The organism is Myxococcus faecalis, from assembly GCF_050039385.1.
GTDB lineage: Bacteria > Myxococcota > Myxococcia > Myxococcales > Myxococcaceae > Myxococcus > Myxococcus fulvus.
Window position 1 is genome coordinate 6155587 of the sequence record NZ_CP144336.1, and the last position, 16527, is coordinate 6172113.

Annotated in this window: 14 protein-coding genes; 9 read left to right on the forward strand and 5 right to left on the reverse strand. The window is 70.2% G+C overall.

Features of this window, described 5'->3' with window-relative positions:
- Positions 1-126: 126 nt before the first annotated feature.
- The 8 genes from VZQ01_RS24720 (at position 127) to VZQ01_RS24755 (ending at position 9191) form a co-directional block, all read left to right on the forward strand.
- Positions 127-1335: an ABC transporter substrate-binding protein gene (locus VZQ01_RS24720; RefSeq protein ID WP_141331476.1), complete on the forward strand. Its 1209-nt coding sequence runs from the start codon at positions 127-129 to the stop codon at positions 1333-1335.
- Positions 1336-2256 (forward strand): branched-chain amino acid ABC transporter permease, encoded by a 921-nt coding sequence (locus VZQ01_RS24725; protein WP_046716478.1) that lies wholly within the window; start codon positions 1336-1338, stop codon positions 2254-2256. It abuts the gene before it with no gap.
- Positions 2256-3320: a branched-chain amino acid ABC transporter permease gene (locus VZQ01_RS24730; protein ID WP_248543065.1), complete on the forward strand. Its 1065-nt coding sequence runs from the start codon at positions 2256-2258 to the stop codon at positions 3318-3320. The genes VZQ01_RS24725 and VZQ01_RS24730 overlap by 1 nt, the downstream gene beginning before the upstream one ends.
- Positions 3317-4201: an ABC transporter ATP-binding protein gene (locus tag VZQ01_RS24735; protein WP_267699254.1), complete on the forward strand. Its 885-nt coding sequence runs from the start codon at positions 3317-3319 to the stop codon at positions 4199-4201. Before VZQ01_RS24730 ends, VZQ01_RS24735 begins: the two co-directional genes overlap by 4 nt.
- Positions 4198-4953 carry an ABC transporter ATP-binding protein gene (locus tag VZQ01_RS24740; protein ID WP_267699255.1) on the forward strand — a complete coding sequence of 252 codons (756 nt, stop codon included), beginning with the start codon at positions 4198-4200 and terminating at the stop codon, positions 4951-4953. Before VZQ01_RS24735 ends, VZQ01_RS24740 begins: the two co-directional genes overlap by 4 nt.
- 188 nt (positions 4954-5141) lie before the next feature.
- Entirely contained in the window at positions 5142-5915 is a 774-nt protein-coding gene (locus VZQ01_RS24745; RefSeq protein ID WP_426744843.1) for a hypothetical protein, read from the forward strand.
- A 163-nt stretch (positions 5916-6078) separates the two neighbouring features.
- Positions 6079-8298 carry a WD40/YVTN/BNR-like repeat-containing protein gene (locus tag VZQ01_RS24750; protein ID WP_426744844.1) on the forward strand — a complete coding sequence of 740 codons (2220 nt, stop codon included), beginning with the start codon at positions 6079-6081 and terminating at the stop codon, positions 8296-8298.
- A gap of 125 nt (positions 8299-8423) precedes the next feature.
- Entirely contained in the window at positions 8424-9191 is a 768-nt protein-coding gene (locus tag VZQ01_RS24755) for a methyltransferase domain-containing protein (RefSeq protein ID WP_426744845.1), read from the forward strand.
- Between the two features lie 9 nt (positions 9192-9200).
- On the opposite strand, the gene VZQ01_RS24760 is transcribed toward VZQ01_RS24755, so the two are convergent.
- The 4 genes from VZQ01_RS24760 to VZQ01_RS24775 form a co-directional block, all read right to left on the reverse strand.
- A complete protein-coding gene (locus VZQ01_RS24760; RefSeq protein ID WP_426744846.1) occupies positions 9201-11264 on the reverse strand; it encodes a MopE-related protein in 2064 nt (687 codons plus the stop codon).
- A gap of 85 nt (positions 11265-11349) precedes the next feature.
- Positions 11350-11967 (reverse strand): YiiX family permuted papain-like enzyme, encoded by a 618-nt coding sequence (locus tag VZQ01_RS24765; protein ID WP_426744847.1) that lies wholly within the window; start codon positions 11965-11967, stop codon positions 11350-11352.
- A 233-nt stretch (positions 11968-12200) separates the two neighbouring features.
- Positions 12201-12755 (reverse strand): RNA 2',3'-cyclic phosphodiesterase, encoded by a 555-nt coding sequence (gene thpR, locus VZQ01_RS24770; RefSeq protein WP_426744848.1) that lies wholly within the window; start codon positions 12753-12755, stop codon positions 12201-12203.
- A 3-nt stretch (positions 12756-12758) separates the two neighbouring features.
- Entirely contained in the window at positions 12759-13283 is a 525-nt protein-coding gene (locus VZQ01_RS24775; protein ID WP_223750728.1) for a metal-dependent hydrolase, read from the reverse strand.
- Between the two features lie 102 nt (positions 13284-13385).
- On the opposite strand from VZQ01_RS24775, the gene VZQ01_RS24780 reads away from it, so the two are divergent.
- Positions 13386-14630, forward strand: coding sequence for an adenylate/guanylate cyclase domain-containing protein (locus VZQ01_RS24780; RefSeq protein ID WP_426744849.1), 1245 nt, complete (start codon positions 13386-13388; stop codon positions 14628-14630).
- 69 nt (positions 14631-14699) lie between these two features.
- Here the strand turns inward: VZQ01_RS24780 and proS are convergent, their stop codons facing one another.
- Positions 14700-16133: a proline--tRNA ligase gene (gene proS, locus VZQ01_RS24785; RefSeq protein WP_223750730.1), complete on the reverse strand. Its 1434-nt coding sequence runs from the start codon at positions 16131-16133 to the stop codon at positions 14700-14702.
- Positions 16134-16527: the final 394 nt, after the last annotated feature.

Here is a 16527-nt window from a genome sequence, read left to right on the forward strand (position 1 = left end):
ACGCGCCGCACGGAGGGTACGTGGGGGGAGGGCCTGTCTGGCAGCGCGCTTGACCCATGGAGAGGGCTCCCCTAGAAAACCGGGGCTTTGACTCGCAGCACCCCCTGTTGAGGAGGATTGCTCCGCATGCGACGCCTTGCCCCGATGCTGCTCGCCGCGCTCGCCGTCTTGGCGGCCGCCTGCGAGAAGAAGACGCAGCCCACCCCTTCCGGTGAGGCCGGCACGCAGGCCGCGCAGGGACAGGCCCCAAGCCCCGGCGGCGGCACGCCCGCGGGCGCGGACACCATCCTGCTGGGCCAGGTGGGCGCGCTCACCGGAGGCCAGGCGACGTTCGGCATCTCCACGCGCAACGGCATCGAGCTGGCGCTCAAGGAGGCCAACGCCGCGGGCGGCGTGAACGGCAAGAAGCTGGCGATCCGCGTCTACGACAACCAGAGCAAGCCGGAGGAGGCCGCGCAGGCCGCCACCCGCCTGATTACGCAGGACAAGGTGGTGCTCATCCTGGGCGACGTGGCCTCGTCCAACTCGCTGGCCATGGCGGAGAAGGCGCAGGCGGCGGGCGTGCCCATGATTACCCCTTCGTCCACCAACACCACGGTGACGGAGAAGGGCGACTACATCTTCCGCGTGTGCTTCATCGACCCGTTCCAGGGCTTCGTGATGGCGAAGTTCGCCCGCGACGACCTGAAGCTCGGCAAGGTGGCGGTGCTGCAGGACAACAAGAGCGCCTACTCCATCGACCTGTCGGGCGTGTTCACGCGCAAGTTCACGGAGATGGGTGGGAAGATCGCCACCACTGAGAGCTACAGCCAGGGCGACACCGACTACCGCGCGCAGCTGACCGCCATCAAGAAGACGCAGCCGGACGGCATCTACGTGCCGGGCTACTACAGCGAGGTGGGCGTCATCGCCCGCCAGGCGCGCGAGGTGGGCCTCAAGGTGCCGCTGATGGGCGGCGACGGCTGGGACTCCGAGAAGCTCTTCGAGCTGGGCGGCAGCGCCATCACCGGCAGCTACTTCTCCAATCACTACTCGCCGGACAACCCGGACCCCCGCGTGCAGAAGTTCATCGCGGACTACAAGGCGGCCTACGGCGGCGTCCCGGACGCGCTCGCGGCGCTGGGCTACGACGCGGCCCGCGTGGCGATTGAAGCGCTCAAGCGCGCCAAGGATTTGAGCGGCCCGTCCGTGCGCGACGCGATTGCCCAGACCAAGGACTTCCCGGGCGTGGCGGGCACCGTCACCCTGGATGAGAAGCGCAACGCCGTGAAGTCCGCCGTCGTCCTCAAGGTCGGGGATGGCAAGACGCAGTACGTGACGACCATCAATCCCTAAATGGCGCAGCTCCTCCAGCACCTCATCAACGGCCTGGCCGCCGGCACCATCTACGCGCTCGTCGCGCTCGGCTACACGATGGTGTACGGCGTCCTCAAGCTCATCAACTTCGCCCACGGCGACGTCATGATGGTCGGCGTCTACATGGGCTACGCCACCGCGTTCGCGATCGGACGCGAGGCGCGCGGCTCGTTCCTGGGCATCGCCGCCGTCTTCGCGGTGGCCATGCTGGGCTGCGCGCTCATGGGCTTCCTCATCGAGCGCTTCGCCTACCGGCCCCTGCGCGAGAAGCCCCGGCTGACGGCGCTCATCACCGCCATCGGCATCTCCTTCGCCCTGTCCTACGGCTTCCAACTGGACATCGGCTTCCTGCCGGGCGCCAGCCCCCGCGCGTTCCCCGAAATCATCGAGCCCACCGAGTGGCTCATCATCGGAGACCGCGACGTCGTGGTGTGGAACTGGCAGGTCATCAGCTTCCTCATCGCCGTGGGGTTGATGGTGGGCCTGCAGTACCTGGTGTTCGGCACGCGCTTCGGCCGGGCCATGCGCGCGGTGTCCTGGGACCACCGGGTGGCGGCGCTGATGGGCATCCCCACCGACCGGGTCATCGCGCTGACGTTCATGCTCAGCAGCGGCCTGGCCGCGGGCGCGGGCCTGCTCTACGCCATCAAGGACACGTCGGTGAGCCCGCTGATGGGCCTGTACGTGGGCCTCAAGGCCTTCGTCGCGGCGGTGATTGGCGGCATCGGCCACGTGCCGGGCGCGGTGGTGGGCGCGCTGGTGCTGGGGCTGGTGGAGGAGTTCGTCGTCGGCTACGCGGCCAGCACCTGGCGCGACGCGGTGGCCTTCGGCTTCCTCATCCTGGTGCTGCTCGTGAAGCCCGGTGGCCTGTTCGGCCGGGTCGCCGCGGAGAAGGTCTGATGGAGACCCCCGCGCTTCCCATCCCCGAGGCCCGCACGCTCGTGCCGCCCTCGCTGCGTGGCGTGCTGCCGTTGCTCGTCGCCATCCCCACGCTGGTGCTGTTCCAGTGGGCGCTGAGCGGCTCCGACTTCGCCACGTACCTGTTGTCCGTCGTCGGCGTGAACATCATCCTCGCGGTGAGCCTCAACATCGTGAACGGGATGACGGGGCAGTTCTCCATCGGCCACGCGGGCTTCATGGCCGTGGGCGCGTACATCGCCGGGTACTGCTCGCTGCAGCTCAAGGAGGTGGCGCTGTCCTTCCTCCCCGTGGCGGCCAGCGACCAGGTGCTCTTCACCGTGGCGCTGCTCGCGGGCGGCGTCGCGGCGGCGGCGTGCGGCTTCCTGGTGGGCCTGCCGTCCCTGCGCCTGCGCGGTGACTACCTGGCCATCGTCACGCTGGGCTTCGGCGAAATCATCCGCGTCGTGGTGCAGAACACGGACGCGTTCGGCCGCGCGCTGGGCCTGTCGGGCATCCCCCAGTACTCGAGCCCCGGCATGGTGTTCTTCTGGGTGTTCCTGGTGGTGCTGGCCGCGCGCCGCATCGCCGGCTCCAGCCACGGCCGCAGCCTGTGGGCCATCCGCGAGGACGAGGTGGCCGCCGAGGCCATGGGCGTGGACACCACCGGCTACAAGGTGCGCGCGTTCGTCTTCTCGTCGTTCTTCGCGGGCATCGCCGGCGGCCTGTTCGCCCACTTCGTGCCCATCATCAACCCCGGCTCCTTCACCTTCGTGCGCTCGATGGAAATCGTCGTCATGGTGGTGCTGGGCGGCCTGGGCTCCACCACGGGCGCCTTCGTCGCGGCCATCTTCCTGACGCTGCTGCCCGAAGGCATGCGCTCCCTGTTCGGCGCGCTGGGCACCGAGGGCAGCCTGGCGCAGCGGGTGGACCAGATTCGCATGCCCATCTACGGCCTGTTGCTCGTCGTCTTGATGCTCGCCAGGCCCCAGGGCCTGTTCGGCACGAAGGAGATCTGGGACGTGCTGCCACGGTGGCTGCCCCGCAAGCGCCGGGGGCTGGCGTGAGCGCGAACGTGACGGCCCTCTCCTCCACGTCCCCCGAGCCCGTGCTGGTGGCGGACGGCGTGAGCATCCAGTTCGGCGGCCTCAAGGCGCTCACCGACTTCCACCTGTCCATCCGGCAGGGGGACCTGCTGGGCCTCATCGGCCCCAACGGCGCGGGCAAGTCCACCGCGTTCAACGTGCTGACGGGCGTCTACCAGCCCACCCAGGGCGTGGTGCGCGTGGGCGGCACGCAGGTCAACGGGCGCAAGCCGCATCAAATCAACCTGCTGGGCGTGGCGCGCACCTTCCAGAACATCCGCCTGTTCCGCGCGCTCTCCGCGCTGGACAACGTGAAGGTGGCCTGCCGCGCTCAGACGGCGCTGCACCAGTCCAGCCTCAGCGTGGGCTCCAAGCTGCGCAACGCGGCCCACAACTACGCGGACTGGTGGCGCTCGCTCCTGCTCACCCCGGGCTTCCAGCGCGAGGAGCGGCGGCTGACCGAGCAGGCCGAGCACCTGCTGGAGGTCATGGGCCTGTCGCACCGCCGCGACGAGGAGGCGCGAAACCTCCCCTACGGTGAGCAGCGCCGGCTGGAGATTGCCCGCGCCCTGGGCAGCCAGCCCCGGGTGCTGCTGCTCGACGAGCCCGCCGCCGGCATGAACACGCGCGAGAAGGCGGACCTGATGGTGCTCATCCGCAAGCTGCGCGACGACTTCAAGCTGGGTGTGCTGGTCATCGAGCACGACATGAAGCTGGTGATGGGCATCTGCGAGCGCATCACCGTGCTGGACCACGGCGAGACCATCGCGCGCGGGGCGCCCGCCGAGGTGCGCAGCGACCGCAAGGTCATCGAGGCGTACCTGGGCGACAGCTACCTGGAGAGTCACGGAGGCGCGGCGTGAGCGAGGCGCAGGTGAAGACGCTGGGTGAGCGCCAGGCCTTCGCGCCGCTCCTGACGGTGGAGGGCATCAAGGTCCACTACGGCGCCATCCAGGCCCTGAAGGGCGTGTCGCTGACGGTGGGCAAGGGTGAAGTCGTCGCCCTCATCGGCGCCAACGGCGCGGGCAAGACGAGCACCCTGCGCGCGGTGAGCGGCATGCTCAAGGCCAGCGCCGGGAAGATTCGCTTCGGCGGCCAGGACACCACCCACCTCAAGGCGCACCAGCTGGTGCCCCGGGGCATGGCGCACGCGCCGGAGGGGCGGGGCATCTTCCCCAACATGTCCGTGCTGGAGAACCTGGAGCTGGGCGCCTACCTGCGCCGCGACACCGCGGAGGTGAAGGCGGACATGGAGAAGAGCTTCACGCTCTTCCCCGTGCTCAAGGAGCGGCGCACCCAGATGGCGGGCACGCTGTCCGGCGGCGAGCAGCAGATGCTCGCCATCGCCCGCGCGCTGCTCAGCCGGCCCCAGCTGCTCTTGTTGGACGAGCCCTCGCTGGGCCTCGCCCCGCAGGTGACGGAGACCATCTTCCGCACCCTGCGCGAGGTGAACCAGACGGGTGTCAGCGTGCTGCTGGTGGAGCAGAACGCCCACCTGGCGCTCAACTGCGCCCACTACGGCTACGTGCTGGAGACGGGCGAGGTGGCGATGGCGGGCCCCGGCAAGGCGCTCCTGGAGAGCGCGGAGGTGCGCCGGGCCTACCTGGGTGAATAGCTTCCGGAGGCCGATTTTCAGCCTCCGAAGCGCCCGCTTCCGTCCGGCCGCGGACGCTTCTGGGGTGTGCGTGACACCTGGAAACTGGCGGCCGTCCCAATCTCGGGTAGTCAGAAGTCGAGCAGTTCTATTAGCGTCGTCCGACGCACCGCGTTCATCTCCCACACCAAATTTCAGGAAGCGCGCCCATGCCTTCGTTGTCTCGCCTCCTTGCCGCCCTTGCCACCCTGTCGCTGATTTCACTCGCGTGCGTCAGCGCCCAGAAGACCGACTCCAACCAGCAGGCGACCTCCACCGTCGAGGAGCTGCCGAACGAGGGCGGTGAGTCGGGGGGCCAGCCGGCCGCCGCCGCGGGCCCGCAGCTGACCGAGGTGACGGCCGAAGAGGGCTTCACCGTGAAGATGCCGGGCCAGCCCCAGGTCCAGCGCCAGAAGGTGAACATCCCCGCGGGCGAGGTCTCCACGGCGGCGTACTCGCTGCAGACCGCCGAGGGCGTCATCTACTCCATCAGCACCGCGGACTACCCGGAGAAGGTCGTCGCGAGCCGTCCTCCCGAGGCGTTCCTCAACGAGGGCCGCGACGGCCTCACCAACCAGCTCAAGGGCACCGTCAGCAACGAGCAGGAGCTCACGCTGGATGGCTACCCCGGCAAGTCCTACACGGTGTCCTCGCCCAACGGCGAGGTGCGCGCGCGCAACTACCTGGTGGGCCCGCGCCTCTACACCATGCTGGTCCTCTACAACCCGAGCATCGGCGCGCCGGGCGCGGAGGACTTCCTGGGCTCGCTGGGGCTGGTGAATCCTCCTCCGGCCATTCCGCGCGCGGGCGCGGCGGGCGCGGATGGTGGCGTGGGTGACGGTGGCACGGACCCGGACGCAGGCGCTGTCGAGGCCACCGCTCCGGACGCCGGTGCCCCGGATGCGGGCGCTCCCGCCCCCGCGAAGCGTCGTCGCGCCAAGTAGTCGGAGGGCTCGCCCCGGGCCGCGCTCCCTTCGCTGGGGAGCGTGCAGCCGGCGACACGGGCCCCGTTGCTGTTCAACGGATGGGGGCCCGCACGCTGCGGGGTGACTTCCCTCGGTAGGTGCTCGCCCACATTCTCTCCTCGGATGTCCGGGGAGGGGATTCATGACAGGGCTTGCAGGGGCCTTGCTCGCCGCGGTGCTCGCGGCGGGTGGGACGGCGTTGGTACCGGTGAGCGGGGGCAATGCCCTCACGCTCCCGGCGCAGCGCCACATCGTTCGAGTCGAGACAGGCAGTGGTCGTCCCGCGAGCCTGCTGGTGGCCATCCAGCACGGCAACGTGGAGTCCAAGGGGCTGGTGCTCTACCGCTCCGAGGACGCGCTGCGCACGGTGCGGCGGGTGGGCGACATCCAGTCGGATGCCACGCACGCGGACCGGGCGGAGCTGCTCGCGGTGGGGCGGGACGTGGCGCTCGTGTATTCCTACGAGGGGCCACAGCTGGAGCCCTCCAGCCGGCATGACGTCTGGTTCCAGTGGTGGCGCTACCAGTCCGGCGCGGACACGTGGACGCCGGAGCCGGCGGTGCGGGTGATGAACGCGGACGCGAGCACGGGCTACTCGCGGGCGCTGCTCGCGCGGGACTCGAAGGGGCGGCTGTGGGTGCAGGCCTTCCGGCTGGAGGCGGATGGAGGCTCCACGGCGGTGGTGGCGGTGTCCACGGACGAGGGGCAGAGCTTCGGTGGGCACCAGGCGCTGGACAAGGTGCGCAGGCGCGGCGGGGGGCGGCTGCTGAGCGTGGGGACGCGGCTGGTCTTCGTCTACGCCATGCATGACGGCTTCGTGCCCACGCGGATGCGCGTGCGCGACGACGACGACCCGACGGGCACCTGGGCGCCGGTGCGCGAGGCGTTCTCCGACGGCATCTACCATGGCGCGGCGCTGAGCGCGGTGGCGGACGGCCGGGGCGGCATGCACCTGGTCTACAAGGACGAGCAGGAGCGGCTGTACCACCGGCGCTTCGACGGGACGTCCTTCGGTCCTCGCACGCTGGTGGAGGGCACGTCGGACTGGGCAATCCAGGCCGCGGTCACCCGCGTGGGGGACTCGCTCTACATCTTCTACAACCGCATGCGCGTGCTCAACGCGCACTACGAGCTGCGCGCGAAGGTGCTCGCGCCGGACGGCACGCTGGGCAGCGCGGTGACGCTGGATGGGGACGCGACGTTCAAGGGCTATCCCAACGCGGTGGACGTGCTGCCCTCGGACAGCGCGGAGGTGCCGTGCCTGTATGGCGAGGCGCCGGACGCGAGCTCGCGGGGCACGGTGTCGCGGGTGGCGTGGGTGCGGGACGAGGAGCCGCCGGGGGAGGGGCCGTTCTCGCTCGACGTGGTGCGCTCCTCCTCCAGTCACGAGCTGCTCGCGGTGGATGGGGCCGGCACGCTGTACGGGCTCGCGGTGGGGGGCGAGCGCTCGCGGCTGATGGCGAGCACGGATGGGGGTGTGAGCTTCTCCGCGCGGAGCCAGGACAGCGGCAACCTGTGGACGATGGCGGCGATGTCGAACGGGACGCTGCTGGCGGTGGTGAGTCACAGCGGCGCGTACTTCCTGAAGCGCTCGACGGACGGCGGGCGCACGTGGCGGGACGAGGTGAGCCTGGGCAGCTACCGGGCGATGGGGCCGCGCAGCTTCGCGCAGCTCGGGAACACCTGGTTCTTCCTCGAGTACCAGACGTTCACCTCGTCCGCGGTGCCGGTGCGGCTGTGGGCGAGCACGGACAGCGGGGCGAGCTGGAGTGTGCGCTCCACGCTGACGGCGCACCGGCATGGCCATGCGCTGGTGGCGGACCCGGCGACGGGCGCGCTGTGGGCGATGATGGGCAGCAACAAGACGCAGGCGGCGGTGCTGCGCTCGACGGATGGCGGGCGGACGTGGACGTCGATGCTGCAGGGCTACGCGGCCAACGGCGTGGCGGGCGGGGTGCTGGCGGACGGCACGCTGCTGCTCGGCCAGTCGACGCTGTTCGAGCCCGAGCATCCGAAGCTGCTGCGGGTGTCGCGCACGGGGCAGGTGAGCACGGTGTTCGAGCTGCCGGGGCCGGCGTACTCGCTGGCGGCGGCGCCCGGGGGTGGCTGGGTGCTGGGCACGGCGTGGTCCAGCGCCGGGGATGTGCACGCGGCGGGGGATGTCTTCGTGCGGCTGTTCACCAGCGGCGATGGGGCGACGTGGAGCGAGGCGCGGCGGTATGAGCGGCTGGGTGGCGCGGACCTGGCGCGCGCCGACGTGTGGGGCGTGCTGCCCTCCGGGGACCTGGTGGTGCGGATGGAGAACGTGAGCGGCTTCGGGAGCGCGGGGACGGGCTTCCAGGTGCTGCGCATCCGACGCTGAGCGTGAGGCGTGAGGTGGGGCCCGAGTGCTCCACCTCACGGTGCACGTCGGTGTGCGAGCACGGGCCCACGTCGTGGGTTACATCCTCCGGTGCGCGACGTGGGCGCGTCACCGGGAGGACAGGCATGTGGGACCCGACGCAGTACACGCGCTTCCGTGACGAGCGGAAGCGCCCGTTCTTCGAGCTGCTGTCGCGCGTGGACGCGCAGTCCCCCTCGCACGTGGCGGACCTGGGCTGCGGGACGGGGGACCTCACGCGCGTGCTGTCCGAGCGCTGGCCCCGGGCCCGGGTGGTGGGCGTGGACTCCTCGGTGGAGATGGTCGAGGAGGCGCGCCGCCGCCCGGCCTCGGCCACCGTGCGCTTCGAGGTGGGGGATCTGGCGGACTGGAGTCCGGAGCAGCCGCTGGACGTGCTCGTGTCGAACGCGGCGCTGCACTGGCTGCCGGACCACGCGACGTTGATGGGGCGCCTGGTGGCGAAGCTGGCCCCGAGCGCCGTGCTGGCCTTCCAGGTCCCCGCCAACTTCGAGGCGCCCTCACATCGGCTCGTCGACGAGGTGCGCGGCCTGCCGCGCTTCGCCGCGAAGCTCGCGCCCGTGCGACGCAGGCCCGTGGAGACGCTGGAGCGCTATGAGTCCCTGCTCTCCGACCTGGGCCTGTCCGTGGACGCGTGGGAGACCACGTACCTGCACCTGCTGCCGGGCGAGGACGCGGTGCTCCAGTGGCTGCTGGGCACGACGCTGCGCCCCGTGCTGGCGGCGCTGGGGGGCGAGGAGGGCCAGGCCTTCGTGGAGGAGCTGCGGCCCCGGCTGCGTCAGGCGTACCCCGCGCATGCGCGGGGCACTCCGTTCCTTTTCACCCGCCGCTTCGTGGTGGCGCGACGGGGCGGGTGACTCGAGCGGCTACGGCCACGCCGGCCAGCGGACGATGCGCCCGTCGTTGCCGACCACCCACAGGTCATCGGGACCCGTTCCGGTGATGTCGTTGTAGCGCCTGTCTCCCGAGTAGACATTCGTCCACGACTGCCCGTCGTACCGGTAGATGTGCTGGTTGGCGCAGGTGGCGTACGCCGAGCCAGCGCCGAAGGCGATGACAGACGTCAGTTGATGGTTGTTGGGGAAGGTCTGCCGGGTCCACGTCGTGCCGTTGACCTTCCTCAACACCGTTCCACCGTCGCCCACGGCGAAGGCCACCCGCTCGTTGACCACCCAGACGCCTCGCAGGCGCTGGGCTCCAATCGTGTCCTGCTCGGCGTTCTCCGACTCCCAGCGGCTGTTGCCCGGGTTGAACCGGAAGACCCGCGGGCCCCCCGACTGCCCGCCCACCAGCAGCAGGTGCGCATGGGAGATGCCATGCACGTCCTCGACCTTGGGGAGCGGGTTGTTGGCGGCATTGTAGTCGAGCGTGCCGCCGCCATCCCATGCGAAAGCCTGGCCCGTCGTCGCTGAGTCGGTGTCATTGGGCGACGCGGCGCCGTGAATCGTGAGCACCCCGCCGTTCCTCACGCCCGTCAGGCCGAAGATCCACTTGTCATCGTCCGACACCTGGGTGCAACCCGAGGCGTTGACGTCCTGGTGCGCCTTCTTGCCGCCCTCTGAGCCGAGCCACACCCTGCCATTGTTGCCAGGGTCGGCCCAGACGGCGCGCCACTGCGTGTCGGACGCGCCGCAGCCCGTGTCCGAGGTGACGGAGAAGTTGGTGGCGCTCGGCACCAGCTTCGCGAGCCGGTCGTCGTGGCCGCCCACCCACACGCCGCCCTTCGTCCACGAGGAGGCGGAGTACCAGTGCTTCTGTCCTCCACTGGTGACGGTCCGGCTGCTCCATGCCGGAGCCGCGCCACCCGGGCACACCGCCTGCGCGTTCTCGGGCTGATCATCGCAGTCGTTGTCCAGCCCGTCGCAAATCTCCGGAGCGCCCGGATACGTGCGCGCGTTGCCGTCGTTGCAGTCCGTGCTGTTGGTGACCCAGACACCCGCGGGCTTCACGCAGGAGCGCACCTCGCCGGCGGCCGCGCCGAAGCCATCACCGTCCTCGTCCGGGTACCAGGCCGTCGGCGTCGCCGCGGACACACAGATGACCCCCAGCTTGTCATCCGCGCAGGCATAGGCGCCCGCGCACTGGAACGCGTCCGTGCACACCTGGGTGAGCTGGGGGAAGTCCTCGTCCAGCTGGCCGTCGCAGTTGGTGTCCTCGCCGTCGCAGCGGTCCTGGATGCCCGGGTGCACGCTGAAGGCGTCGTCGTTGCAGTCGTCCGGCGGGCCCGACGTGTAGCCCTCGGGCGTGGCGTTGCAGACGATGAGCGGCTCGGAGCCCAGCCGCCCGTGTCCGTCCCGGTCGTTGTCCGGGTACACGCTGCGGCTCGGGGGTGTCTCACAGTACTGGACGAAGTCCGTCAGGTCGCAGCGGTAGACACCGTGACAGTCCGCCGACGTCGAGCAGCTCGCGCCCAGCTGGAAGTGCTCCGCGTCACCGACGCCGTCGCAGTTGTCGTCCCGGTCGTTGCACCGCTCCTCGACGCCCGGGTTGATGTCGGCCACGTCGTCCCGGCAGTCGGTGCCGTTGCTGCTCACGTCGACATAGCCGTCCTCGTCCGCGTCCACCGCCTGCAACGTCAGCGTGGTGTCCTGGATGGCATCCATCACCAGCGTCACGCGCTGCGAGTCGGTGACCACGCCGTCACCCACGCAGGCCTGCTCGAAGGCCGTGGCGCGCACCTCCACCGTCTTTCCCCAGTCCGTCGGAGGCGCCACGCCCACCGTCATCGTGCCGCCCTGGGCCCGCGTCCCGCGCAGCTCCGTCACGTCCTGGGTGAGCTCCTTGCCGCTCTCCACGTCGCGCGCTTGCACGCGCAGGCAGCCGGGCAGGAAACGGGTGTAGTTCACCGTGACCTTCACCGCGCCCTGGGTGACGTCCTTCTTGCAGCCGACGATGAGGACCAAGGGGAGTACGAGCAGGAGGCGTCTCATGAGACGGAGTCTACCTGCTCCGGGCCCTGTCTCACGTGTTCGCGTGACGGGGTTGAATACACCCCCGGATATGCGGAAGGCCCTGCTAGGGCACTTCCGGAAAATCCGAGTGAACCACAGACAGGCGGGTATCCCGGGCCAGGCTCGCCGGCGTTATCAGGGTCAGCTCGAGGGGCGCCTTGGCGCCGTAGCGCTCACGCATCTGTTTGCGCAGGTCCGCGATGTCGAGCGAGCCCAGCGTCTCCAGCTCGCCGTACTCCACGCCCGCGCCCTGGGCGTACGCCTTGCGCACCAGCTCCGAGCAGTACATCGCGTCGTCGCCCCACTCGAAGCGCCAGTCGTACGGCTTGCCCAGATGGGCCTTGGCCGCCGCGAGCACGCGCTGCTTCGTCTTCGCGTCGATGTCCTCCGCGCGCAGCACCAGGATGCGGTCCTTCACGCCGCGCGCCTTCCACTTCGCGAAGGGGACGCGCTGCACGGGCTGCACGGCCTCCACCACGAAGGCGCCCTTTTCGGTGACCTCCACCAGGCCCACGTGGGACAGCGGGCTGTGCGTGGCCACCTGGATGGCCTGCGACTGCCGCGAGCGCGAGGTGTGCAGGACGATGTCCCCCGTCCGCAGCTTCGCCTCCAGCGCATCGCGTGGCGCCGCGACCGCGCTGAGTCCCCACAGCCACAGCGCCCACCCCATCATCCACCGCATGTGCCCGTCCTTTCCGGCGCTTGCGTGCGCTCGGCTGGGTGGATTGCAGGGGTGGTGCCAGCGCGCGTCCGGGGGTGGTCGTCCTGACACCGTGGGAGTCTGCCCTCGCCGTGGCTCGCACGAGTGGGCGCCGCGTCGGCGCGGTGTGTGGGCTCGTTTGTGGCACACGCCATCCGTCAGCGCGTGAGCGGGTGAGCTGGCACCGCGTTGGAGCGGGGCGCGACCACGCGCCATCAGCTCGCGCGCGTGAGCGGTACCTCCACCACGGGGACGTAGTCGGGCCCTCTGCTCTCGAACAACACGAGCCGGTCCACGCGCCCCTCGCCCAGCTCGACGCTCGCCAGGGCCTGCGCGCACGCGAGCAGCGCGGGGTCGCCCCTGGGCGCCTTGGCCCGGGCCAGCGTCAGGTGGGGCGCGTAGTCGCGGTGCTCGGGCTCGAAGCCGAGCGGGAGCAGCTGCGCGGCCGTGTCCGCCTGCAGCGCCTCGAGCGCCTCGACGTCTCCTCGCACGTGGGACCAGAGCACGCGCGGATGTGACGGCGTGCCGAACGTGCCGCCGCCTCCCACGGACAAGGTGAACGGCGCGTGGCGCGGGCCCACCGACGCGAGGGCCTCACGGATGGCGGGCAGCCGCGAGGACTCCACCTCCCCCAGGAACACCAACGTGAGGTGCACCCCCTCGGCGCGCACGAAGCGGGCCGTGGGCGCCAGCGCGCGCAGTCGCGACAGCTCCTCGGCAGCGCGCGCCTCGATGACATCGCCCAGCGTGACGGCGGTGAACAGTCGCATGGCTCAGCTCCTCCTCGCGGACCGGCGCGGCCAGAGCGCATAGGCCCAGAGGGGGATGAACGCGAGCAGCTCCGCGCCGACGACGTACATCCCTCGCGGCGACAGCATGCCCGCGCCGATGGGGGACACGGGCAGCGGACGCACGGGCGCGAACATGCGCGCGTTGGAGAAGGGCCACAGGAGCGCCGCGCCCAGCCCGCCGTCGGTGAGCGCGTCCAGGAGCCCGTGGCTCGCCACCGCGAGGAACGCGAGCCCTCCCCATCTCGTGGCGGAGGCGCCTCGCCACCTCGCCACCAGGGCCACCAGCAGCGCGATGCCCGCGGCGAAGGCGAACGAGTGCGACGCGCCGCGGTGTCCCCAAGGCGCCGAGTAGGGGATGCGGAACACGAAGGCCACCACGTCCGCGTCGGGCAAGAGCGCCAGCGCGGAGAACAGCGCCATGGAGGCGAGCAGCCGCCTCGTCGCCCTGCCGTTCGCTTCGTACCTCCCCAACGCCAGCCCCACCGCCACGTGACCGATGCTCGCCATGGATGTCTCCGGCCCGCGAGGATAGCCGTCCGCGAGGACCCAGGCTCGTGTCTCGGACCTCCCTGGAGGGGCGAGGGGAGGGTGGGCTAGCGTGACAGGGGCATGCGGAGGCTCTCCCAGGTCGAGGATACGCTGCGGCGGAGGTTGGCCGGGTGGCGCGCGCAGGTCGGCGAGTGGCTCAACCGTGTCCGCGCCGTCGGCGTGGTGTGCTGGCTGGGGATGGCGCTCCAGCTCGAGTGGCGCGTGCCGCCCTCCGTGCTCGTCGCCTACCTGGTGCTGGCCGTGGCGCTGTGGGCCGGCGCGCGCAGGTGGCCCTCGCTGGGACGCCGTCCGGCGCTCGGGCTCGCGTTCCTGGACATGCCCGCCATCTTCGTCCTCCAGTCGCTTGCCATCGGCGCGGTGGACAACGACAACGCGGTGTCGATTTCACTGCTGACGTTGGGCGTGTACATCGTGCTGGTGGTGCTCGTGTCGCTGGTGACGCTCTCGCCCGTCATCGTCGTGCTGGCCACCGCGCTCGCCATCGGCCTGGAGGCCGCGCTGGTGTTCCAGGCGGGCCTCGCGTGGGAGGCGTTCCTGCCGGGGCTGGTGCTGGTGCTGTCCTTGGGCGCGGCGGCCGCGTCCTTCATCGGCCGGCAGGTGCTGGGGCTGGTGACGCAGGTGGCGCGCGAGGAGATGCGCCTGGAGCGGCTGGGGCGCTACTTCTCGCCGGAGGTCGCGCGGCAGATTGCCCAGCACGGCTCCGAGGCCGGGGGCGGTGAGCACCGCGAGGTGACGCTGCTGTTCTCCGACATCCGCGGCTTCACCTCCATGTCCGAGCGCCTGGAGAGCCCCCAGGTGGTGGCGCTGCTCAACGAGTACCTGTCGCGCATGGTGGACGTGGTGTTCCGCCACGGCGGGACGCTCGACAAGTTCATCGGCGACGGCATCCTCGCGTACTTCGGCGCGCCGCTGGATTTGCCCGGGCACCCGCGCTCCGCGGTGGCGTGTGGACTGGCGATGCTGGAGGCGCTGGAGACGCTCAACGCCGAGCGCGTGGCGCGCGGAGAGGAGCCGCTGCGCATCGGCATCGGCATCCACACCGGGCGCGTGGTGGTGGGGGACGTGGGCAGCGCGCAGCGGCGCGAGTACACGGTGATTGGCGACGCGGTGAACCTGGCCAGCCGCATCGAGGGCCTGACGAAGAAGGTCGGCGTGCCCATGCTGGTGTCGGAGGCCACGTGCCGCGCGTGCGAGGCGGACCCCTCGCTGTCGTTCGAGCCGGCCACGACGCTGCCCGTCGCGGGCAAGACGGAGCCGGTGGCGACGTTCGTCCCGGGACGGCGGGCGCTGCGCGAGGTGGGCTGAGAAAGCGCGAGGGCCGCGAGGGGAGCGACACGGCTCCTCCCACGGCCCTCGGTGTCTACAAGGGACGGCTCAGTACGCCTTGGAGAACACGATGCGGCCCGGCGAGTCCTCACCGGTGACGATGCACTTGCCCGGCTCCTGCTTGAGGGCGAAGGGCCGGTTGCGCGTGGTCAGGCCCGTCTCCTCCTTGATGCGGGCCTCCACCTTGGGGTCCAGGTTCCAGTGGGCGAGCAGGAAGCCCGCGTCCGCCTTCTCCTTCATCTCCTCGTAGGAGTTGACCTCGAAGGTGTGCGCCTCGCGGAAGTCCTTGGCCTTCTGGAACAGGTCCTTCTGCATGCTGTCCAGCATGGACTGGGCCTTGGCGGCGGCCTCGCCGAGCGGGATGAACTCCTTCACCTTCAGGTCGCGGCGCACCATGACGCAGGTGCCCTTGGCCAGGTCCTTGGGCCCGATTTCGATGCGCACGCAGGTGCCGGTGAGCTCGTGCTCGAAGTACTTGAAGCCCGGGCCCTTGCTGTCGTCGTCGTCCACCACGACGCCCAGGCCCGCCTTGCGCAGGTCGGCGGCGAGTCCGTGGCTCTTCTCCAGGACCTGGGCCTTCTCCGCGTCGGTGGCCTTGCCGAAGATGGGGATGATGACGACGTGGTTGGAGGCGAGCTTCGGCGGGACGATGAGACCCGAGTCATCCGAGTGGGTCATGATGAGGCCGCCGATGAGGCGCGTGGAGACGCCCCAGGACGTCTGCCAGACGAAGTGCTCGCGGCCGTCGCGGCCCTGGAACTTGGTCTCGAAGGCCTTGGCGAAGTTCTGGCCCAGGTTGTGGCTGGTGCCGGCCTGCAGGGCCTTCTTGTCCTGCATCATGGCTTCGATGCTGTAGGTGCGCAGGGCGCCGGCGAAGCGCTCGGACTCGGACTTGCGGCCCGTCATGACGGGCATGGCCATGTAGTCCTCGGCGAAGGTCCGGTAGACCTCCAGCATCTGGAGGGTCTCCTTCTCCGCGTCCTCCTCGGTCTCATGACAGGTGTGGCCTTCCTGCCAGAGGAACTCGGTGGTGCGCAGGAACAGGCGGGTGCGCATCTCCCAGCGCATGACGTTGGCCCACTGGTTGAGCAGCAGGGGGAGGTCGCGGTAGCTCTGGATCCACTTGGCGAAGCTGCGGTTGATGATGGTCTCGGAGGTGGGCCGGATGACGTAGGGCTCCTCGAGCTTGGCGCCGCCCGCGTGGGTGACGACGGCGAGCTGGGGGTTGAAGCCCTCGACGTGCTCGGCCTCCTTCTTGAGGTAGCTCTCGGGGATGAGCAGCGGGAAGTAGGCGTTCTTGTGGCCCAGGTCCTTGAACATCTTGTCCAGGACGCGCTGCATGTTCTCCCAGATGGCGTAGCCGTTGGGCCGGATGACCATGCAGCCCTTCACGTCCGAGTAGTCGGCGAGCTTCGCCTTCTGGACCACGTCGACGTACCACTCGGAAAAGCCCTTCTCGCGGGGCGTGAGCTTCTCGGCCATGTGCGGAGCACCCTTCTAAAGTCGTGGAAAGAGGACGGTTGCCTACGATGGGGCCACCCAGAAATCAACGGCCCCGTCGCTCCGGACCTCCCCCGTGTGTCACCCTGACGGGCACGCGGGGCACGTCCGCTGGGTGCGAGGAGGGCGGTGAGTCCATCACCCGCGGCCTCGCGAGCCCCTCGTGAGACATGTGTTCGAGCCGCCTCTTGCCAGTGGCTTGCGCACCCTTACGAGGTGTCGGCCGGGACCTCTGATACCGAGTGACTGGAGTCCTCGCGTCAGGGCGAAACCCTCGACGAAACCGTCACGTGGGCCCTCCCGGGCGAGTGCTGGGAAGCGTTGCCGCGTCGCGGTATGAAGGTCTCCCCCTTCCTTCTCGGGTTCCTCAACCTGG